Origin of the sequence: Corynebacterium phocae, from assembly GCF_008693075.1 — a bacterium.
Classification (GTDB): Bacteria; Actinomycetota; Actinomycetes; order Mycobacteriales; family Mycobacteriaceae; genus Corynebacterium; species Corynebacterium phocae.
Genome location: NZ_VXKJ01000003.1, coordinates 15,105 through 33,674, shown reverse-complemented (window position 1 = coordinate 33,674; position 18,570 = coordinate 15,105). Strand labels below are relative to the sequence as shown.

General features: G+C 58.8%; 20 protein-coding genes and 2 tRNA genes. 10 read left to right on the top strand and 12 right to left on the bottom strand.

Features of this window, described 5'->3' with window-relative positions:
- Positions 1-4: 4 nt before the first annotated feature.
- Positions 5-1,582, bottom strand: coding sequence for an SLC13 family permease (locus F4V58_RS00335; protein WP_075732392.1), 1,578 nt, complete (start codon positions 1,580-1,582; stop codon positions 5-7).
- A 450-nt stretch (positions 1,583-2,032) separates the two neighbouring features.
- On the opposite strand from F4V58_RS00335, the gene arsB reads away from it, so the two are divergent.
- The gene (gene arsB, locus F4V58_RS00330; protein WP_075732390.1) at positions 2,033-3,082 is read left to right on the top strand and encodes an ACR3 family arsenite efflux transporter; all 1,050 of its coding nucleotides are present in this window, start codon (positions 2,033-2,035) and stop codon (positions 3,080-3,082) included.
- Positions 3,083-3,486: 404 nt separating this feature from the next.
- Here arsB and F4V58_RS00325 read toward each other — a convergent pair whose 3' ends face one another.
- Entirely contained in the window at positions 3,487-4,482 is a 996-nt protein-coding gene (locus F4V58_RS00325) for a serine hydrolase domain-containing protein (protein WP_075732386.1), read from the bottom strand.
- A gap of 101 nt (positions 4,483-4,583) precedes the next feature.
- A tRNA-Ser gene (locus tag F4V58_RS00320) sits at positions 4,584-4,672 on the bottom strand.
- A 101-nt stretch (positions 4,673-4,773) separates the two neighbouring features.
- On the opposite strand from F4V58_RS00320, the gene hisC reads away from it, so the two are divergent.
- The gene (gene hisC / locus F4V58_RS00315; RefSeq protein ID WP_075732384.1) at positions 4,774-5,790 is read left to right on the top strand and encodes a histidinol-phosphate transaminase; all 1,017 of its coding nucleotides are present in this window, start codon (positions 4,774-4,776) and stop codon (positions 5,788-5,790) included.
- Positions 5,787-6,179, top strand: coding sequence for a phage holin family protein (locus F4V58_RS00310; RefSeq protein WP_075732382.1), 393 nt, complete (start codon positions 5,787-5,789; stop codon positions 6,177-6,179). The genes hisC and F4V58_RS00310 overlap by 4 nt, the downstream gene beginning before the upstream one ends.
- Positions 6,180-6,292: 113 nt before the next feature.
- Here F4V58_RS00310 and F4V58_RS00305 read toward each other — a convergent pair whose 3' ends face one another.
- Positions 6,293-6,550 (bottom strand): MoaD/ThiS family protein, encoded by a 258-nt coding sequence (locus F4V58_RS00305; protein WP_075732380.1) that lies wholly within the window; start codon positions 6,548-6,550, stop codon positions 6,293-6,295.
- Between the two features lie 40 nt (positions 6,551-6,590).
- Here F4V58_RS00305 and F4V58_RS00300 point away from each other — a divergent pair, with 40 nt between their 5' ends.
- From F4V58_RS00300 to F4V58_RS00280, 5 genes are all read left to right on the top strand, one after another.
- Positions 6,591-7,739: a molybdopterin molybdotransferase MoeA gene (locus tag F4V58_RS00300; protein ID WP_075732378.1), complete on the top strand. Its 1,149-nt coding sequence runs from the start codon at positions 6,591-6,593 to the stop codon at positions 7,737-7,739.
- Positions 7,733-8,203: a MogA/MoaB family molybdenum cofactor biosynthesis protein gene (locus F4V58_RS00295; RefSeq protein WP_075732376.1), complete on the top strand. Its 471-nt coding sequence runs from the start codon at positions 7,733-7,735 to the stop codon at positions 8,201-8,203. The genes F4V58_RS00300 and F4V58_RS00295 overlap by 7 nt, the downstream gene beginning before the upstream one ends.
- Positions 8,193-8,600 carry a molybdenum cofactor biosynthesis protein MoaE gene (locus F4V58_RS00290; protein ID WP_075732374.1) on the top strand — a complete coding sequence of 136 codons (408 nt, stop codon included), beginning with the start codon at positions 8,193-8,195 and terminating at the stop codon, positions 8,598-8,600. The genes F4V58_RS00295 and F4V58_RS00290 overlap by 11 nt, the downstream gene beginning before the upstream one ends.
- Positions 8,569-9,600 (top strand): ThiF family adenylyltransferase, encoded by a 1,032-nt coding sequence (locus tag F4V58_RS00285; protein ID WP_075732372.1) that lies wholly within the window; start codon positions 8,569-8,571, stop codon positions 9,598-9,600. The genes F4V58_RS00290 and F4V58_RS00285 overlap by 32 nt, the downstream gene beginning before the upstream one ends.
- 285 nt (positions 9,601-9,885) lie before the next feature.
- A complete protein-coding gene (locus F4V58_RS00280) occupies positions 9,886-10,326 on the top strand; it encodes a hypothetical protein (RefSeq protein WP_150385640.1) in 441 nt (146 codons plus the stop codon).
- A gap of 103 nt (positions 10,327-10,429) precedes the next feature.
- Here the strand turns inward: F4V58_RS00280 and F4V58_RS00275 are convergent, their stop codons facing one another.
- On the bottom strand, positions 10,430-10,930 hold the full coding sequence (locus tag F4V58_RS00275) for a PIN domain-containing protein (protein WP_245803004.1): 501 nt from the start codon (positions 10,928-10,930) through the stop codon (positions 10,430-10,432).
- A gap of 139 nt (positions 10,931-11,069) precedes the next feature.
- The gene (locus tag F4V58_RS00270) at positions 11,070-11,504 is read right to left on the bottom strand and encodes a hypothetical protein (protein WP_075732370.1); all 435 of its coding nucleotides are present in this window, start codon (positions 11,502-11,504) and stop codon (positions 11,070-11,072) included.
- Positions 11,505-11,820: 316 nt separating this feature from the next.
- Here F4V58_RS00270 and F4V58_RS12930 point away from each other — a divergent pair, with 316 nt between their 5' ends.
- On the top strand, positions 11,821-11,943 hold the full coding sequence (locus tag F4V58_RS12930; protein ID WP_281247307.1) for a hypothetical protein: 123 nt from the start codon (positions 11,821-11,823) through the stop codon (positions 11,941-11,943).
- A 103-nt stretch (positions 11,944-12,046) separates the two neighbouring features.
- Here the strand turns inward: F4V58_RS12930 and F4V58_RS00265 are convergent, their stop codons facing one another.
- From F4V58_RS00265 to F4V58_RS00245, 5 genes are all read right to left on the bottom strand, one after another.
- Positions 12,047-12,550, bottom strand: coding sequence for a hypothetical protein (locus F4V58_RS00265; RefSeq protein WP_075732368.1), 504 nt, complete (start codon positions 12,548-12,550; stop codon positions 12,047-12,049).
- A 167-nt stretch (positions 12,551-12,717) separates the two neighbouring features.
- The gene (locus F4V58_RS00260) at positions 12,718-13,182 is read right to left on the bottom strand and encodes a hypothetical protein (RefSeq protein WP_075732366.1); all 465 of its coding nucleotides are present in this window, start codon (positions 13,180-13,182) and stop codon (positions 12,718-12,720) included.
- An 80-nt stretch (positions 13,183-13,262) separates the two neighbouring features.
- Positions 13,263-13,610 (bottom strand): hypothetical protein, encoded by a 348-nt coding sequence (locus F4V58_RS00255; RefSeq protein ID WP_075732364.1) that lies wholly within the window; start codon positions 13,608-13,610, stop codon positions 13,263-13,265.
- Positions 13,611-14,051: 441 nt separating this feature from the next.
- Positions 14,052-14,999, bottom strand: coding sequence for an Abi family protein (locus F4V58_RS00250; protein ID WP_075732362.1), 948 nt, complete (start codon positions 14,997-14,999; stop codon positions 14,052-14,054).
- A 267-nt stretch (positions 15,000-15,266) separates the two neighbouring features.
- Positions 15,267-15,351: transfer RNA gene (locus F4V58_RS00245), tRNA-Ser, on the bottom strand.
- Positions 15,352-15,449: 98 nt separating this feature from the next.
- Here F4V58_RS00245 and F4V58_RS00240 point away from each other — a divergent pair.
- Positions 15,450-16,406 (top strand): NAD(P)H-quinone oxidoreductase, encoded by a 957-nt coding sequence (locus F4V58_RS00240; RefSeq protein WP_075732361.1) that lies wholly within the window; start codon positions 15,450-15,452, stop codon positions 16,404-16,406.
- An 895-nt stretch (positions 16,407-17,301) separates the two neighbouring features.
- On the opposite strand, the gene F4V58_RS00235 is transcribed toward F4V58_RS00240, so the two are convergent.
- Positions 17,302-18,543, bottom strand: a complete 1,242-nt coding sequence (locus tag F4V58_RS00235; protein ID WP_075732357.1) for an aminotransferase class V-fold PLP-dependent enzyme — start codon at positions 18,541-18,543, stop codon at positions 17,302-17,304.
- Between the last annotated feature and the right edge of the window lie 27 nt (positions 18,544-18,570).

Here is an 18,570-nt window from a genome sequence, read left to right as displayed (position 1 = left end):
GGCGCTAGAACACTAACGCAAACACCGGAATGGCCAGGAAGTACACGGTCAAGGTAATCAACACGGAACCAATCAGGTTCAGACCTACGCCACCCTTGATCATGTCGCCAATCTTGACGTAGCCGGAACCATAAGCGATGGCGTTTGGCGGGGTTGCCACCGGCAGCATGAACGCGCAGGTAGCAGCCAGTGCGACTGGGATGGTGAGGATTAGGACGTTGGCTTCGGAGTTTTCGGTAAGGCCAATGCCCACGGCAACGCCGCCCATGATTGGCAGGAAGGTCGCAGCGGTGGCGGTATTGGAGGTAATTTCCGTCAGGAACAACACCATCAGAGCCACGGCACCGATGAGCAAGAAGATGGGCAGCACACCTAGACCCTTGGCAACTTCACCGATCCACAGCGACAGACCAGAAGCGTTGAACATAGCCGATAGTGACAGGCCGCCACCAAAGAGCAATAGCACGTCCCAGGGGAGCTCACTGGCGGTATCCCAGTCCAGGAGGCGGGTACCCTTCTTGAAATCCGCTGGGATGAGAAACAGCAGCAGGCCAGCGATGATACCCACAATGGCGTCGTTGTAGTTCCACGCCTCTTTGTCAATCAGCAGCGGAACGGCCACCCAGGAAAGCGCGGCCAAAAGGAAAATAACACCGGTGGAAATCTGCGGGCCGGTCCAAGGACCCATGGCGCGAAGTTCTTCATCAATGAGCTCTTTGCCGCCAGGGATGGTGTCCATCTCCGGCTTGAATACCGTAATTAGTACAAACCAGGCAATGAACAGGAAGATGACAGCCAGTGGCATGCCCACCATCATCCAGCGCGCAAAGCCCAGGTCAATGTTGTGGGCTTCTTTCATGTAGCCGGACAGCAAGGCATTTGGAGGGGTGCCAATCAAAGTGCCCAGGGAGCCGATGGAAGCGGAGTATGCAATGCCCAGCATGAGTGCAGTGGCGAACTTCTTTTGGTTGCGGTGCCCACCGACGACATCGGCAGTAAGGGCCAGAACGGACATACCAATGGGAAGCATGACTACGGCGGTGGCGGTGTTGGATACCCACATGGACAGGAAGCCGGTAGCCAGCATGAAACCCAGGATGAGGCGCTTGGGGGAAACGCCCACAATCTTGACCACAAACAACGCCATGCGGCGGTGTAGGTTCCAGCGCTGCAGAGCCAGCGCAATCAGGAAGCCGCCCATGAACAGGAAGATGGTGGCGGAGGCATATGGGGCGGTTACGTCTTTGATGGTGGCCACACCCGCGAGCGGGAAGATGGCGATGGGCAGCAGTGCGGTGGCCGGGAGTGGGATGGCCTCAGTCATCCACCACACACCCATGAGCACGGTAACGGCGGCTACGGTACGCAACGCCGCGTGTGAGTATTCAGTGTCCTCTTTGACACCCGGGGATTGCATGACCGTGTCCACGGCGTCAGCGGGGAAAATCAGCCACACAAGTGCAGCAAGAGCCAAGCCGGCAATGATGCCGATGGCCATCCGGCGCCATTCGCGACGAGCGGTGGCGCTATCCTCTCCACTTGCCGCGTGGGCGGTTGAGACTTGCGTCTGCGGAGTTGTCATAGCCGCTTCCTTTACTTCTCGAGAGATAAAGTGTTACCCGAGCCCGTTTTAAGCCCGAATGTTATGCGCGTCACCGCATATATATAAAACCTTAGACGATTAACACATTGCAGACCAGTCACAACCATCCCCGTTTACCCCTCAATATTCCCCCCTATCGGGGTTAATCAACAACCCTGCGATGTTCACGTCAAGGAAACGTCCTGTTCACCGTTTAAAACCCCGAAACACCGCGCCAGGCAGCACTAATACTGACGTGGTGAAAACCACATTTTGGGCAGTGGCTTCAACAGGGTTGCTAACCGCAGTAGCTACCGCTTTTGACGGATCAAGTGAACAGCAGGCGTTCGCCCGCCCCCTCCGCAGACCCCCGCCCCGGTTTCTCCCCGTGTGGCGGGTAACCCCGGCGGGTAGAGTTCAAGGCGTTCATTGCCAACCGGAAAGTTCCTCATGCCCCGTTTATCGCTTCTCGACCGCTTCCTCCCCCTCTGGATTTTATTAGCCATGGCGCTAGGGCTGGCTCTTTCCAAGCTCTGGCCACAGCTTGGTAGCGCGCTAGAATCCGCCTCCGTGGGAACCATCTCCATTCCCATCGCCTTGGGGCTTCTGGTGATGATGTACCCGCCGCTAGCAAAGGTCCGCTATGACAAGGCCCGTAAGCTCACCACAGACAAGACGCTGATGAAGCTCACCATTATCCTCAACTGGGTGGCGGGCCCGCTGCTAATGTTCGTCCTGGCGTGGGTTTTCCTGGCGGACCAGCCAGAGCTGCGCACCGGCGTCATCATCGTGGGGCTTGCCCGCTGTATTGCCATGGTGTTAGTTTGGTCGGACCTTTCCTGCGGCGACCGGGAGGCCACCGCCGTACTGGTGGCCATTAACTCCATCTTCCAGGTATTCATGTTTGGCATCCTAGGCTGGTTCTACCTCCAGGTGCTCCCCTCCTGGCTGGGGCTTTCTACCACCTCTGCGGAGTTTTCTTTCTGGTCCATCGTGGGCTCGGTCCTGGTATTCCTGGGTATCCCGCTTTTAGCCGGCGTTATCTCCCGCGTTGCGGGTGAGGCCACTAAAGGCCGCGCTTGGTACGAGGGCAGATTTCTTCCGGCCATCTCCCCGCTAGCGCTGGGAGGCTTGCTCTACACCATCGTGCTGCTTTTCGCCCTGCAGGGCGATGAGATAACAGCCCGCCCGCTAGAGGTTGGCCAGGTGGCACTTCCGCTGTTCCTTTATTTCCCAATTATGTTCGCAGCCGGTCTATTTGCCTCCCGCGCCGCGAAGATGAGCTACGCCCGGTCCGCCTCCGTAGCTTTTACCGCCGCCGGCAACAACTTCGAGCTGGCCATCGCCGTGGCTATCGGCACCTTTGGTGCCAGCTCCGGCCAGGCCTTGGCCGGGACTATTGGCCCGCTTATAGAGGTACCCGTTCTAGTCGCACTGGTCTACGCTGTGCGCTGGGCCGGACCCAAACTCTTCCCGCAAGACCCCACCCTTCCGGCCTAAACCCCGAGCCTGGAAATTCACGCCGGGACTGCCAAGCACTTCGGCTAAGCACATTGGGATGGAAATGTGGAATTTCTCGAATGGGATGTACGCGACCTCCTACGTACAAGTAACGGGATTGTGCCTTGCCGTCCTTTATGGGTTGGGAGTTTCCCGCCGACGTGTCAGACTGAAGGTCGTCGTCGCTGCGTATGCTGCGGTGGCTGCGACAAGCAAATACCACCACATGATTGGCACCGAGGCGTACCAGGGGGTTACTACCCCAAGAAACGCATTGACTAGGAATGTTACTGCCAGGTTGAAAAGCTGCTTCACGGCGCTCTGCGAAGACCGGTATGAACTCCACGCAGTCCACACGGTAATAACGGTGAATGCTATGACCAGTACTAACGACAAATCGGGCATTATTGCAGCTCCTTTTTTAAAGCCCGTGCCAGGGCTTCGGTACCCACAGCGGTGTCATTGTTAACAAAGACAGCCTGTCTCTTAGCGGGGTCGATTATCAGCATTGTGGAATAACCGTAGGTACCGCCGTTGTGCCAGTAACCCCCGCCGTCTTCGACTGAATTAGTCAGCCAGCCGTAGGAAAAATCTCCGTTGTCCATTATCCAGCGTGCAAATTTAGACATATCGTGCGCCGTCGAACGGATGGCACCAGCAGGGGCGGAGCCTACCATTTCCCAGGGATCGGCAGGCATACCGCGAACGGTGCGTCCACGGGGTGCATCGGCAGGCACAGAGCCTGGAGTCATGACGTATGTGCTGGTCATCTTGGCGGGAGAGAAAATGCGTTCCTGAACAAGCTCTGCATACGGTGTTCCCGTGTATTGCTCCAGCAAATAGCCTAGAAGAGCGTAGCCCAAGTTGGAATAGGAATGTTCCCCGCGGCCTTTGAGATTGGACTGTGTAGCTGCCCGAACAATATCTTCCGCCGTCTCATTCTCATACGGATTAGCTGCTGTTAAAACACTGGTCACCCCAGCGAAAGGGTTGGCATTAGCTAGGCGGGGTAGTCCGGAGGTATGGTCCATGAGTTCACCGAGTGTAACTGAGGAAAGCGGTGTGTCGCCCACCTCGATTAGCTCACCCACCGTGGTATCTACCTGCAAGTTACCCCTCTCGACTTCCTGGTGAAGAAGTTCTGCGGTGAACACCTTGGTCACTGAGCCGATCTCAACTTCGGTGTTCTCATCGCTACCTAGACCGGCGAAGGTTGTCTGGTTACCGTTGATAGTAAACGCGGTGAGATTGTGCTGCCCGGTTTCGTGGGCACGGACAAGAGTCCCTGCCAGTGCGATGTCCCCGGTGGAGGGAGAGCCGAGCTGAATGTGCTTGGGGCCAAGAGCTAAGAGCCCTCCTGCAACGATGATTGCGGCTACGGCGGCGTAGCAGAATTTCATTAGTGATCTTCTCCGGCGGCGATGATGGCTAGGGTTAGGGGTTAACCCCAACACGCAAAGCAAAATCCCTGGCCATAAAAGACCAGGGATTTTGTATTATGCGGAGACGAGAGGATTTGAACCTCCGGACCTGCGCAAACAAGTCAACTCCTTAGCAGGGAGCCCCATTCGGCCGCTCTGGCACGTCTCCTTTTGACCCTAAGGCCTGGCAAGCAGTCTACCCGAGGGTGGCGCAGCTATACAAAACCGGTGGCAAAGACGGTGGCTTTTCGGTGGCGCTAGTATGGACACATGATTCGCCACGACCTTTCTTCTTTGCCCAAGTACGTCCCTGGCAAGGCTATGCCGGACGCGCTCAAACTCTCATCTAATGAGTCCTCACTCCCACCCCTACCGGCTGCAGTAGAGGCCATGTCAGACGCCGCCAGCGGCGCCAACCGGTACCCGGACATGGGGGTCACGGCGCTGCGTGGGGCACTGGCTAAGCACCTGGGTGTTGCCGTGGAGGAGGTCACCGTGGGAACCGGGTCTTCGGCGCTGTGCCAGCAGCTGGTGCAGGCCACGTGCGACAAGAGTGATGAGGTGGTCTTCCCGTGGCGCTCTTTTGAGGCCTACCCCATCTTCGCGCAAATCCACGGCGCCACCCCGCGCCCGGTCCCACTGAAAGACCAGGCCTTGGACCTAGACGCCATGGCGGACGCCATCACTGAGCACACCCGCTTGGTGTTTGTCTGTAACCCCAATAACCCCACCGGCACGGTGGTCACCAAGGATGAGTTTGCCCAGTTCATGGAGCGCGTGCCTACGGATGTGGTGGTAGCCCTCGATGAGGCCTACTTCGAATACGTGCGCACCCCAGACACCCCCATTGCCACCCAGCTGCACGGCCACTACCCCAACCTGGTGGGGCTGCGAACCTTCTCCAAGGCCTACGGCCTGGCCGGCGCGCGCGTGGGCTACGCCTTCGGTCCGGCCAATATCATCGAGGCCATGGCCCAAGTGGCGGTGCCCTTCTCGGTGAACTCGTTGGCCCAGGCCGGTGCTTTAGCAGCGTTAGAAGCCCAAGATGAGCTGCGCGCAAGAACGGATGAAACGGTGGCGCAGAGGGGCATCGTGAGCGAAGAGCTTAAAACCGCGCCTTCCCAGGCCAACTTCGTGTGGCTGCCCGGCGCGCCGGCCCAGCTGGCCACTGAGCTCAGCAACAACGGCGTGATGGTCCGCAGCTTCCCCGAAGGCATCCGCGTTACCGTCACCACGGCGGAAGAAACCCAGAAACTTATCAACGCGTGGAACAAGGTGGGCGCATGAGCATTGTATGGAATTTCCTGCTCAACCTGCTAGCGGTATCCGTGGCCCTGTGGACGGTAGTGAGCTTGGTGCCGGGGATCGATTTAGAGCCGCATGACTTGGGCCACTTTGGCGCGTTCGTCTCTGCCGCGGCTATTTTCATTTTTGTCAATTGGCTTGTCGCCCCTATTGTGCGGTTTATTCTGGGCCCCATTACTTGTCTCACGCTGGGTCTTTTCAACCTGGTCATCAACGCCGCCATGCTGTTTGTGGTGGAGGCCTTCTTCAACTCCTTTGGGATTGGGCAATTTAGCGTCCAGGGGTTCCTACCGGCAATCTTTGGCGCGGTCATCATCGGCGTGGTGTCCTCCGTGGTGAACTTCTTGACCCACCCGCTGAAAGACATTTAAAGCAAACCTGCCAAATCTGGCGGCTTTTTGTCCTTGCAACTCCTCAATTTTGGCACGTTTGCAGGTTTAGCCCCCGGCGAAGGGCGGAAGCCACCTACACAACCGCCTTGCGTTTAGCCCCCAGCAAAGGGCGGCAGGACGTCCACGCGGGCAACCCCGGCCAGGGAGTCCTGGGTGTGGGCAGCCACGCCGTCGGCTAGGAAACTGCACCGCGCAAGCACCTCCGGAAAGTGCATGCCGGCGGCCGTGGCACCGTCGTGGGCGTTGCCCAGGTAGCGCACCAGCTCGCCCAGCGTGGCGGTGGCCGGCACCTGCTCGCAGGCCACGCCGGCGGCCTGCCGGGCGGCGGCAAAATAGTGAACCTCAATCATGGCCCCCACTATGCCAGGCCAAGCAGTTAGGATCTAGCTCATGCGTACCTACGAACAACACCTCCACGCCGTCCGCGCCCAGGTGGATAAGCCCCAGGTGGTCACCCGCCCTCTGGCGGAGGCGGGCGGGTTGGTGGCGGCCAGCACTCTCACGGCGCAGTTCGATCTTCCGCGTTTTGATAACTCGCAGATGGACGGCTACGCCCTGGACAGCACGGCGGGCGGGGTTTTCCGGGTGGGGCAAACGCTGGCCGCCGGCACGGAGCCTAAGCCCCTGCACGAAGGGGTGGCCACGCCCATCATGACCGGCGCGAAGGTGCCGGCCGGCACGGTGACAATCGTGCCGGTGGAGCGGTGCCACCCGCCGCACTTTGGCGCAGAGGGCCAAGAAATCCAGGTCCCGGCCGCCCCGCAGGGCCAGTTCATCCGCCGCCGGGGTGAGGATATGGCTGCGGGCCAGGTCATCGTGGCGGAGGGCACGCGGCTGAACCCGGCGGCCATTGGCACGCTGGCCGCCCAGGGGGTCACGGAGGTGGCGGTCTACGCGCCCGCCAGGTTGTTGCTGTGCACGGGTGGCGCGGAGATAGGCCAGGGCGCGGCCAAGATCCCGGACTCCAACGCGCCGCTGCTCATGGCTGCCGCCAAGCAGTACGGCCTGGAGGTCGCAGGGCACGTGCGCACCAATGATGACCCGGAGGCCCTCCGCGCGGACTTGGAACACGCGGTGCGCCGGCACCGCCCGGACGCGATTGTGACCTCCGGCGGCATTTCCCAGGGCAAGTTTGAGGTCATCCGCCAGCTCCTAACCGATGGCTGGTTTGGCCACGTTGCCCAACAACCCGGCGGCCCGCAGGGCTTGGCGCAGTTTATAGGCGTTCCGGTCCTCTGCCTGCCGGGCAACCCGCTGTCCACCTTGGTGAGTTTCCGCCTTTACGTCGCGCCGGTGCTGGGGGTAGCGCGCCCGCCGCAGATGGCGCGGCTGACCGCCGGTGTCCCAGGCATTCCCGGAAGGGATCAGTTCCGCCGCGGCCAGCTCACCCACACTGCCCGTGCGACCGCCGACGCAGAGGTCCTGCCCGGCGCGGGCTCGCACCTGCTGGCGCATGCCTTAGAGGCCACGGCGCTCATCCGCATTCCGGCTGGGGCCACGCTTCAGGCGGGCGACCGGGTGGAGGTGTTCCCGTGCTAAAGCGCACCGCAATAATTCTGGTGGCCTCCACGCGCGCAGCTGCGGGTATCTATGAGGACCGTTCCGGCCCTATCCTCGAGGAGTTCCTCTCCGCCCACGGCCTTCACGTCACCCGCCAGGTCCTCCCTGATGCCCAGCTTGCCGATGCCCTCCCTACCGCACTATCCACCCACCCGGACGTCCTGCTCATTTCCGGCGGCACGGGAATTACTCCCGATGACCGCTCCGTGGAGGCGTTGGCGCCGCACCTGGATTTGGAGCTGCCGGGGGTTGCGCACGCATTTTACGGGGTATCGGCGGCAGTGGCAACAGCCGCGCTGTCCCGGACGGTAGCAGGGATTGCCGGGCGCACCTTCTGTTGGGCCATTCCCGGCTCCACCGGCGCAGCCAAGGACGCCTGCCGGGTGCTAGAGCCCCTGCTAGAGCACCTGTTAAACCAATTGGAGGGCAACCGTGATCATTGATGCCTTCATCACCGCGGACCCCATCGCGGTTCCAGATATCGCCACGCCCGCGGACGGCGCGGTGGTGCGCTTTGACGGCGTAGTGCGCAACCACGACGGCGGGCGCGGCGGTGTGGAACTGCTGACCTACACCGCGCACCCTTCCGCGCAGGCTGAGATTGAACGCGTGGCCGCTGACGTGGCTGGCGGGTACCCGGACGTGCGCCTGTGGTGCGCGCACCGCACCGGGGACCTGTGCGTGGGCGAGCTGGCGTTCGTGGTCCTGGCGGCATCCGCGCACCGGGCGCACGCCTTTGCCGCCGCCGCGGCCTTAGCCGACCGCGTGAAGGCGGAGGTCCCCATCTGGAAGGAACAAATCTTCACCGATGGCCACGTCAATTGGGTGGGCCTTGACTAGGTACGCACGCCAAGAGGCGCTCTTCGGCCCCGCCGCGCAAGCCCGGCTCTCCCGTGCCACCGTGTCGGTCATTGGTGCCGGGGGCTTGGGTTCGCCCGCGCTGTTATACCTGGCCGGGGCCGGGGTGGGCACCGTGCGCATCTTCGACGATGACGTGGTTTCCCGCTCCAACCTTCACCGCCAGATAATCCACGCCGACGCCGCCGTGGGCACGCCCAAAGCCGCCTCCGCCCAACATGCGATTGCCGCGCTCAACCCCTCCGTGGCCGTGGAAAAGCGCGGCCGGCTCACCCCGGATACTGCGCTTGCGCAGCTTGCCGGCACCGACGTCCTAGTAGACGGCAGCGATAACCTCCACTCCCGCTACCTGTGCTCCTGGGCCGCGCACCGCCTTCACATCCCCCATGTCTGGGCCTCCATCCTGGGCTTTGATGCCCAGCTATCCGTCTTCTACTCCGGCCACGGCCCGGTCTATGAGGACGTCTTCCCGGATATGCCCGCGCCCGGCGCGGTGCCCTCGTGTTCGCAGGCCGGCGTCCTTGGCCCCGTGGTGGGCACGGTTGGCTCCGCCATGGCGCTAGAAACCCTCAAGCTGCTCACAGGTGTTGGCACCCCGCTGATTGGCCAGCTGGGATACTTGGACGGACTGACCGGCAAGTGGGAATACGTGCCACTGCGCGCCGGCGGGGCGGTGCCCACCCAACCCGCAGCACCGCCGGAGGTCCGCACCATCCCCGCCGGTGCCCGCGTAATAGACGTGCGCACCGCCACCGAACGCGCCGAAGGGTTCATCCCCGGCTCCCAGCACTTTCCGCTTGCGGACATCCAGGCCGGCCAGTCCCCCGCGCTTGCCCCGCACGAGCCGGCCGTTATCTACTGCGCCACCGGCGTGCGCTCCGCCAAAGCGGTGGACTTGCTGCGCGCCCGCGGCTTTACGGATGTGGTGTCCTTGCGCGGCGGATTCAGCGCGTGGGAGGAAGACAACCATTCACCATCGTAGGTGGTTGACGGGGCACCCCTGTGGCACGGTTTTACCGTCTTATTCTATCTACCGCAGAGCGATGAAGTCCGCATGGGCGATCTGCTGATGAGCATCGCCATTGTTGTAGTTTCATACGCTACGGTGATTTATCCAACCTTCTTAGCCCGGCGTCGCGCGTGGGAGAAAACAAGCAGAATCCGATGCAAGGCAATCCGAAAAGGTTCAGAGCAGGCGTCTACAGAGGGCTGTTAAGATTACAGCCGTAAGCACCTTCAGCACACCGAAAAATCAAGGAGTGGAGTTATGGCAAAATTGAAAAAATCAGTAACCGGACTACTTACGGTCGCTTTGTGCGTAGTTTCGGCGGGTAGCGTTGCTCACGCTCAAGATGGGTGGCCACAATATCCGGGGGAGGGTGCCAGTGAATATGAAAAGCGCAGTTTTTATTTAGAAGACTTCACCGGTAGGGCAATTACTCCAGACGATTCCAGGTTCTACGATCCCCACCAACATACACCCCGTATTCTTTCCCCTTTCGGCAACCGGAACAAGATAATGTGCGAAAAGGGTTTCAGAGCCACTATTGGTGCCTGCTATCAGGCAGATGAATCAGGAAAGCCTCACAAGCTGATCGCTCTCAATAATTCTTTTAGGGAGGATCCTTGGGATAGCACTATCTACGTTTACCCAGAATTATTGGGACCACTGACGCAACCAGTATTTGCGCTGTCTTCAAGCCAATAATAACCGGGAATTAACTCTGGTTAACAGGCCCCGTTTTTCACTTCTCTCAGCAGAAGATATCTACAACCGCTCCACGCAACGCTTAATCCTTGTCCGGAGGTAACTACCGGCGAAGAACCTCCGCTGCCTCATGAGCGCCAGCCTTGGCTAACGAGTCAAGCACATCATCAATGGTTCTCGGTGGTTTCTTGAAGGCCACTGCAGCATAGGTAATCGTCTGATGAACGCTGGGGCCGAAGAGATCGATGTGATCGCAGAGGAATTCATCGGCAGATTGGGCCCCTATGCCATACTTTTCCAGCTCATGTCGGGGAAAATCCCGCTTGTTCTCAGTAACAATTACTTGCGCTCCAGACCGGATCGCTGCCGCCAGAACATGCCTGTCATCCGGGTCTGGAAGGCAAAGAGCTGGGATAAGATCCTCGTAGCCGGTCACGAGACAATCATCTACCGCTTGACACATGAGATTGCGGGTTCTGTCGAGTCTCACCGGATCTAGGTCGGGGCGATTTTTCTTTAGATTGCGGAAAACCTCATCCAGGATGGCGTCGGTCCACCGTGCGTGAAAAGTGTCCGGCGCTTGCGAGACGGATGAGGATATCACGAAGCATGCTGGGATAGAGCACGTTCGCGTTATAGCCCGCGGTACAACAGCTCATTCGTAGAACCCAAGTTCATCAGAGAGAACTGCGAGTTCATCCGCGGCTGCACGCTTTTCAATATCCCTCTGGTGGCAGCAACGCTTACTTGACGGTGATAGTCACCGTGACCGGGGAGTCTTCCACGGTAAACGTTGTCTCGCCCTTAAGGGTTTCGGTGCTTGAGGTGGCAGGCGAAGGCACCAGGCAGGAGGCGGAGACGGTGTACTCCCCCGGCTCGAACTTCCAGTGGAATACGCCACGATCATTGGTCCTGCGAACTACCTCTTCAGGACTGATGCCTTTGAGCTGGCAATTCCCTTGAGCTGGGACCTGGCCATCAGCCTTCTTCACCACAACCGTGGACTGCCCCTCCGCAGGCTTCCCGGCGTCCCCAGCAGAAGAGCCTGCGCCGGACCCCAGGACGCCAGCCGTCACGATAGCCGCCACCAGAGCGATGCCGCCGCCAATGAGCGCGAGCAGACTCTGCGGGTCCTTGATAAAGCCTCGCAGCGCAGGGGGAATAGGAAGATTAAACATGTGTTTCTCCTTAATTGATCAAGCGCATTGGTCGCGCTCAGCGAAATTGAAATACCGAACATCCCGGAAACCCAAACGCCACCACGCACGCGCGCCAGACTCCCACCGGCTCGGCCAGCGGAACCAGCGCCCGCTAGATGAAATAGATTCCAACTAAATTATCGCCTATAACATCCACCTTGTTACGCACCACACCCGCACCATCACCACCGAAGGTGAATCCGTCCGGCTCAAACAAGCAAGAGCCGGCGCCCTAACCCTCAGCGATATCGCCGAGCAATACTCCGCCACCGGCGATAACAACGATGATCCGCTGGTGGCTGATATCTCCACCCTCATCTCAACCATGCTCCGTGAAGGCCCGCACGCCTGGTGGCAACGCAAGCTCGAGTTACTCATCGCCGGTGCAAGCAGCACCTTTTCCGCTCACTCCGACTAATCCAAGCACTCGGGAGGAGAGCCAGTCCATCTTGCTTTAAGCAGGGATCACAACAGAGCCTCGCTTCATTCGTAGACCTCCCCGGCTGCCAAGGGTAAACCCCTTACCCGTTCTGAGTAGGCTGAGGGTTGAGAAGAGTTTCCTTCTCCTCTCCAGCTCTAGTTTCCTGAATTCGCTGGCGGTAGTAATCACGGTCAGCTTCTTGCATCCGGGAGAATTCCATGAGCACTCCTGGCCAGGCGGGATATGTATCGATAAGGTTCTCTGCGGTGATTAGCAACGGGGCAAATGCAATCTCATCCCATCTAACGCCAATGCCTACTCTTTCGGAGTAATTCGCCCAGCTTAAAGGTCCGAGTGCCCACTGGCTGCCTGATGCCGCATTCAGCCACGTGCCGGTTATGACTAGAATTCGGGTGACTTTGTCTTCGTAGCTGTGCTCAGAGTTGAGGATGCCCAGCAGAATTTCGACAGGAAACTCTCCAGCGCCATCAGTGACGTGTTGCTGCTGGGCATTCGTGAGTTCTGCGAGCGCTGTAGGCACTGCGGTGGAAAGAAATTCCTCCAGCCGGTTCCCAAATTGCTGATGATACCCGTCAAACCACATGGAAGCCCCTTGATTCTTAAACCACTGTTAAAGACCTATCGAAAACAAGTCTCTGTCTCACAGCAGGACGACAACGCTTGCGCGCGCTCTTACTTTCCTCAGTACAAACACTACACACAGGTTGACGACTCAACAATGCTCAAGTGTTTCTCTGAACCAGAAAGGAACTAGCTGCTCGAGCCTTCCTTGCGAGGATCCACCACCCGGCGCAGCCCCACCGGCTTTTCCAGCTTCACCAGGGTTGAACCAATTCGGGCGTCATCAGTGCAAGGCTTTCCATCCAACTCCGGCGGCACGCCTTCATAGAGCTTGATTTTTACCGCGAAGGTGGTCTCTTCAACTTCCGTGCGAATGCCTTCACAGCTGCCGGTGTTAAAGAAAATCCGCACCGCATCACCGCCCTTCGCCACCTCGTATCGGCTCCACTCAATTGGCTTTTCGCGGAGAAGATCATCCCGCGACTCCAATTGTCGTGCGTTTTCGGAACCATGGACGCTAGACATTCCCTCATGGGTGGTAGCAACGGAAATACCAACGATGCCCATGATGGCAACCACCACGGCCACCGCAGCGGCCGCCAGGTCTTTCGGCGACAACGGGATAGGGAAATTTTTCAAAAAATTAGGGGACATAAAAACCGCTTTCTAGTAGAAGTAAGATGGACCTTACTCACTCAATCCTGCCCCCCAAAAAACGTTACAACCGTTGCATTCTAAGCGGTCCGAGTTCTTGATTGCTGGTACCAAAGAACGCCAATTAAAAGGGTATACAACACCAGGCTCAATAAACGAGTAAACGTAGACGGCGCCATCAAGGCAACAGCTATAGCGAACGCCACGGTGGGAACTCCATAGAAGACCGTGGCCCGGAAGTCCCTGGCCACGATCAAGTAAGCAATCCCAGCCAAGCCAACAGCCAGTGGAGCAAGCCACAAGAAGACAGTGCCCCCAGCTAGGTGGTCCCCGCTTTGCATGTGTACCGAGAGCAACGTAGAACCAGCAAAAACCAGCACGTAGAAAATAGAGGCCAATAAGGCGTTATCTTTACTAATCTCTTGCATTCCCCTTCATTCCCTTCCATCTAGGCAACTGTGATGTAGAGCATTTTAGCCCCCCACCTTGGCTGGCAAGGTCTTCTAAGATTTACTACGCCCGTGGGAAAGCTAAGGGAGTGCCTCCCTTGTTTCCCGGATACAACAATTCCCCCTACAGAATGGCTTCCGATCTTCCCATCCGCCCCACGCTCTCAGTCACTCATTCGCAGCGTCTTCTTTTCCAAACCCGGGGTGCGGGTCCATGGTCACCGGCCACTCAACGATTAAAGCTCGCGTAACTACCTGACTTGGATGTAAAACCACCACGCCGGAGGGCAAGAACCTATACTGGCAGGCCACCGCCACCAGTGTGGAGTAGATCTGTAGGCTGATGAATACCGGTCCTGCCTGGGCTTAGGGCCTACCACTTGATACCGGTGAGTATGAGCGTTCCTTCTATATGAATCACTAGCTGTTGGTGCGCCAGAGTAGGAGCTCTTGCCAGTGTTGGGGCGCTCCGATATGGCTGATGGGTACTGGAGCCACCGTTGTGGGGTAGGTTGCTAAAACCTCGGGAAGGACATTTCGGCCACGGAGATCAAGGGCTGCGATGAAATGCTGGATTAGTGTCAGCTGCCCAAAGCAGCGGTTCATTACGCCTCTCACCGCATCCAGACCAGGGTTCGTCCCCGGCCTAGGAAGTCGGGGCTGAAGGACGTACACGCGATTAAACATCCGCGCGTGGTGTGCGGAGTAGTTTCGCACTATATTGAGTGATTTGATCCATGACCCAAGTTGGGCAGGCGTCAACTGGACGCGGGCTGCAATGTCTTCACGGACGTTGTCCGGGGAAAGCCGATATAAGTAATTCAGAAGTCCAAAATCCATGACCTCTACAGCCGCCCAAATGGGCAGACGACCACCGTATGTCTCGTTGTGGTGGGCAACAAAATCCTCACGGGAAGCCCCGATCTCCCTGCGGTAGCGACCCAACCATCGGTTGTAGTCAGCGGAAGGTTCACCTGCTGACTGCGGTGCTCGAGCCAAAGATCCAAGAAGGTTAGGGTTCAGATGGATTTGCGGGTCAATTCGCCCAAGCACGTGCCCGAGCAATGCACGCAGCGCAAGCTCGATGATGCTTACCACCTGAAACACCTGTGAGCGGAGACGCTCATCGAAGTCGTAGAGTGCAGTCACCTGTTCGAATGAGGTCCCCTCGACGAATTCGTCACATCTGTGAAGCGATTGGTCGGACATGCGCCGCAGCGAGTACCAGTAACCCGAAAGGCGGTAGTAATTAACCTGTTCTAGGACCGCTCGGGCGTAACCCTCATCATCGATGCGCATACCTCGAGACCGCAGGAGAGCGATCTGCTCGTTGTAGGTCTTAAAAGCCTTGGGTGAACTCTCGACCATAATCGGTGCCCGTCTCCGGTTCTCAGAAGAATGAAGACCGGCCCTGGACCCCGAGGGGCGGAACCGGTCATGATACCTGTACCCTACCCGATTCGAGCTGTTTGAGGCAATAGCTAGATGTTCCAGTTTCTCAGTAACACGAGCGCCCCGCCACAGGGGCACAGCCCCCTGGACTCCCACCGAGTCAGGCAGCGGAGCGCCCAGAATGACCCCAAAAAGAAAATCTCGAGACATCAAACGCAAACGATGTCTCGAGACTTCACACCGCGGAGACGGCGGGATTTGAACCCGCGGTGAGTTTCCCCACGCTGGTTTTCAAGACCAGTGCATTCGGCCGCTCTGCCACGTCTCCTCATTGCCTAAAAAGCAAGCAACCAGTTAAGGATACTAAATTATGCGCCGGGATCCATATTCGCCCGGGATCGGCCGGTTTTCGCTACCCTGGGAAAAATGAAGGCAATTATTCAACAAGACACTGACAATCCCAGCTCCCTGGAGCTAACCGAGGTAGACACCCCCACCATCAAAAAGGGTGAGGTGCTCATCGAGGTCAAGGCCGCGGGCGTCAACCGCGCTGACCTCCTGCAGGCCAAGGGGCACTACCCGCCGCCGGAGGGGGCATCGGAGGTAATTGGCTTAGAAATTTCCGGCGTCATCGCGGACGCAGGGGACTCTGACTTTGAGCAAGGCCAAGAGGTCGCAGCCCTACTAGCCGGCGGCGGCTACGCCGAATACGTGGCCGTGCCCAAAGGCCAGGTCATGCGCTTGCCGGAGGGCTTTAGCTTCGAGCACGCCGCGGCCGTAGTGGAAGTGGCCTGCACCGTGTGGTCCAACCTGGTCATGGAGGCCGGGCTGAAAGAGGGCCAGACCATCTTGATTCACGGCGGTGGCGGCGGGATTGGCACCTTTGCCATCCAGGTGGCCAAGGCGCTGGGCGCGAAGGTCGCGGTGACTGCCGGTTCCAAGCAGAAGCTCGACCGCTGCCGCGAGCTGGGCGCGGATATCCTCATCAATTACAAGGAACAGGACTTCGCGGAGGAACTGAAGAACCAGTGCGACGTCATCTTGGACATCATTGGGGCGAAGTACCTCAAGCAGAACCTCAAGGCGCTGGCCAAGGACGGACACCTGGTGACCATCGGCCTGCAGGGCGGCACCAAGGAGGATCTGAACCTGGGTATCGTTTTGGCCAAGCGCCTCACCTTGCAGGGCACCACGCTGCGCTCCCGGGGCACCCAGGCCAAGGCAGAGATCGTGGCTGCCACGGTGGACAACATCTGGCCCATGCTGGAAGACGGCCGCGTCAAGCACTCGCTGCACGCCACCTTCCCGCTTGCCCAAGCCGCCGATGCCCACGAGACCCTCGAATCCGGCGAAGTCACCGGCACGCTGGTGCTCACCGTCTAAGTGGTGCCATCTAGCCCAGCCACAAAGCCCGAAAGGGGTGTGGAATGGGATAGGAATTAGGCTCCAGTTACTTGAGGTATTTCCATTTGCCCTTCGTGTCAAGCGACACAAATTTGTTCCGGGGTTTGGGGGGTTGTTGGTGGTGTGCGAAACCCCTTCATTACAGCACTTTAGGCCGTAGCGAAGGGGAACCGGGAAATTATTGAATCCTCATTTACGCCGTTTTTGGGCAACAAACAAACTGTAGAGAACGCCAGCAATTGCTCCCGTGGTGCACAGTAGGGGCCCGAAGCCCAGAATCGAGCTTAACCATTCGGAGGGAACCATTCCAAGGATGGTAAGAATGATCCCCACTGATAATACGGTGACGATAAGCAATCTTCCTATTTTCATTTTATTCCTCCTAATTATTTCTGCTGATTATTCCTACTGAGACCAGCAGCTGTCATCGCATCATCCTTTGCATGCACGATGTCATGACCCTTTTGCATGCACAGCGTCAGTGACTAGTTTACGCGACTAGTTTTATCGACGATTCCGTTCAAAGAATGATGGATTGACGAGGGGTTTAAACGCAGGCCGAAGAAGCTCGCTTCGCTCGCATTGTTGGAGGTTCTATCCAGGGAACCCCCGTAAATATCTGACTTGGTTCCTTTACTACCCTGAACACACTTGAGGACAAATCCGTCGAATTTCACGGCACAACCAGCCACCAACCAAGTAACCAACTCTCACTTACGACATTTCCCCCAACACGAACACCGTGCCGGGGCGCTTATGCTAGACAGCGGTTGCAAATTTTCATCTTCTGCTGCCCGCCGACAGACCACCGCACGCAAGAAACCCCATCGGATGCCGCAAAGGGCGAAGCGCCGCAAGGTGACCACAACTGCCTTTAAGCCAGGGACGCCACCACACGCGTTAAGTGCTCAATGTCCGCGTGCGTGTTAAACGGCCCCAGGCCAATGGTCACGCCGCCGCCAATTTCGTGCAGCCCCATCTCATCGAGCAGCGGGGTGCTGGGCGCCACGGTGGTGACCAGCTGGTTGTCAAAGAGGCGTTGGTGCACGGTTTCAGCCGGGACGCCCTGTACGGCAAAAGTCAGGCGCGGCAGCCGGTTATTGGATGCGCCGGCGGCGGCCTCACCGGAGTAGCCCATGATGTGGACCTGCGGCAGCGCACTCAAGTATATGTAGAGGTCTGCGCGCAGATCATCGATGTATTCGCTGAAGGAGCCCATGGACTTGTGCAGGCGGTTGCGCCGGGAACCCCTACCGGCGGCAGCCAGCCCAGCCAGATGATCCACCAAGGGTCCCACGCCGCCGGCCATCCCGGCGGAGACTGGGGTTTCCAGCTTGGCGGCGGTGGGTTCGTGCTTAACGGGGTTAAGCGTATCTAGCCGCTTGAACATGGAAGTGTCCCGGAATACCAGGGCGGCAATCTGCGGACCGCCCAGCTGGCCTAGGTCAACGCCCACAATATCTACGCCTAGTTCGTGGATGTCCACGGGGCGGTAGGGTGCTAGCGCAGTGACGTCCAGCACGGTCCACGCGCGGGAGCGCGCGCGGACTTTTTCTAGGATCTCCGCCACCGGGGCAATGGTCCCTAAAGATTCGTGTGCGGCAGAGGCCACGACCAGGCGGGTGGAGCCGTCCACTAGATCGTCATATTGAAATGCGGGCAGTTCACCGGTTCCTAGGTCGGGTTGCGCCCATCGCACGTCACCGCACAGCCCGGAGAACGCGGAGTACAGCTCCGGTGGGTCTAGCCGGGAGAGTACTGCAGAGGAATTGCGTCGCAGCAGCGGTTTGAGCGCCCGCGCCAATGATTGGTAGAGCACTGGCAAGGAGGGGCCCAGGACCACCACGTCCGGGCGCGCACCCACCAGGTCAGCCACGGCCATACGTGCCGATGCCACGAAGCCGTCACCCTCCAACTGCCCCGGCACCGCACGCGCGGAATGTGACCCGGTGGGCGCGTCAGGTTGCGCCACCAGGTTGCTCATGCGGAAAGACCGGGCCACCCCGGAGGCAACTTTTTCCGCCACTTGTGGTGCCGCGTGGGCATTGAGGTACGTCCAACCGTCCGAAAGCCCAGCATAAAGGCCACGAACACTGGCTGCGTCATAAGACGACATGAAAATCCCTCCTCGAACAAGCGTATA

Excerpts from the sequence above, each read along its gene's own strand:
- F4V58_RS00335 (WP_075732392.1), bottom strand. The coding sequence starts at position 1,582 with ATGACAACTCCGCAGACGCAAGTCTCAACCGCCCACGCGGCAAGTGGA.
- F4V58_RS00310 (WP_075732382.1), top strand. The coding sequence starts at position 5,787 with ATGAGCATTGTATGGAATTTCCTGCTCAACCTGCTAGCGGTATCCGTG.
- F4V58_RS00260 (WP_075732366.1), bottom strand. The coding sequence starts at position 13,182 with ATGTCCCCTAATTTTTTGAAAAATTTCCCTATCCCGTTGTCGCCGAAA.
- F4V58_RS00305 (WP_075732380.1), bottom strand. The coding sequence starts at position 6,550 with ATGATTGAGGTTCACTATTTTGCCGCCGCCCGGCAGGCCGCCGGCGTG.
- hisC (WP_075732384.1), top strand. The coding sequence starts at position 4,774 with ATGATTCGCCACGACCTTTCTTCTTTGCCCAAGTACGTCCCTGGCAAG.
- arsB (WP_075732390.1), top strand. The coding sequence starts at position 2,033 with ATGCCCCGTTTATCGCTTCTCGACCGCTTCCTCCCCCTCTGGATTTTA.
- F4V58_RS00235 (WP_075732357.1), bottom strand. The coding sequence starts at position 18,543 with ATGTCGTCTTATGACGCAGCCAGTGTTCGTGGCCTTTATGCTGGGCTT.
- F4V58_RS00250 (WP_075732362.1), bottom strand. The coding sequence starts at position 14,999 with ATGGTCGAGAGTTCACCCAAGGCTTTTAAGACCTACAACGAGCAGATC.
- F4V58_RS00265 (WP_075732368.1), bottom strand. The coding sequence starts at position 12,550 with ATGTGGTTTGACGGGTATCATCAGCAATTTGGGAACCGGCTGGAGGAA.
- F4V58_RS00270 (WP_075732370.1), bottom strand. The coding sequence starts at position 11,504 with ATGTTTAATCTTCCTATTCCCCCTGCGCTGCGAGGCTTTATCAAGGAC.
- F4V58_RS00300 (WP_075732378.1), top strand. The coding sequence starts at position 6,591 with ATGCGTACCTACGAACAACACCTCCACGCCGTCCGCGCCCAGGTGGAT.
- F4V58_RS00280 (WP_150385640.1), top strand. The coding sequence starts at position 9,886 with ATGGCAAAATTGAAAAAATCAGTAACCGGACTACTTACGGTCGCTTTG.
- F4V58_RS00285 (WP_075732372.1), top strand. The coding sequence starts at position 8,569 with ATGGCCACGTCAATTGGGTGGGCCTTGACTAGGTACGCACGCCAAGAG.
- F4V58_RS00240 (WP_075732361.1), top strand. The coding sequence starts at position 15,450 with ATGAAGGCAATTATTCAACAAGACACTGACAATCCCAGCTCCCTGGAG.
- F4V58_RS00255 (WP_075732364.1), bottom strand. The coding sequence starts at position 13,610 with ATGCAAGAGATTAGTAAAGATAACGCCTTATTGGCCTCTATTTTCTAC.
- F4V58_RS00325 (WP_075732386.1), bottom strand. The coding sequence starts at position 4,482 with ATGAAATTCTGCTACGCCGCCGTAGCCGCAATCATCGTTGCAGGAGGG.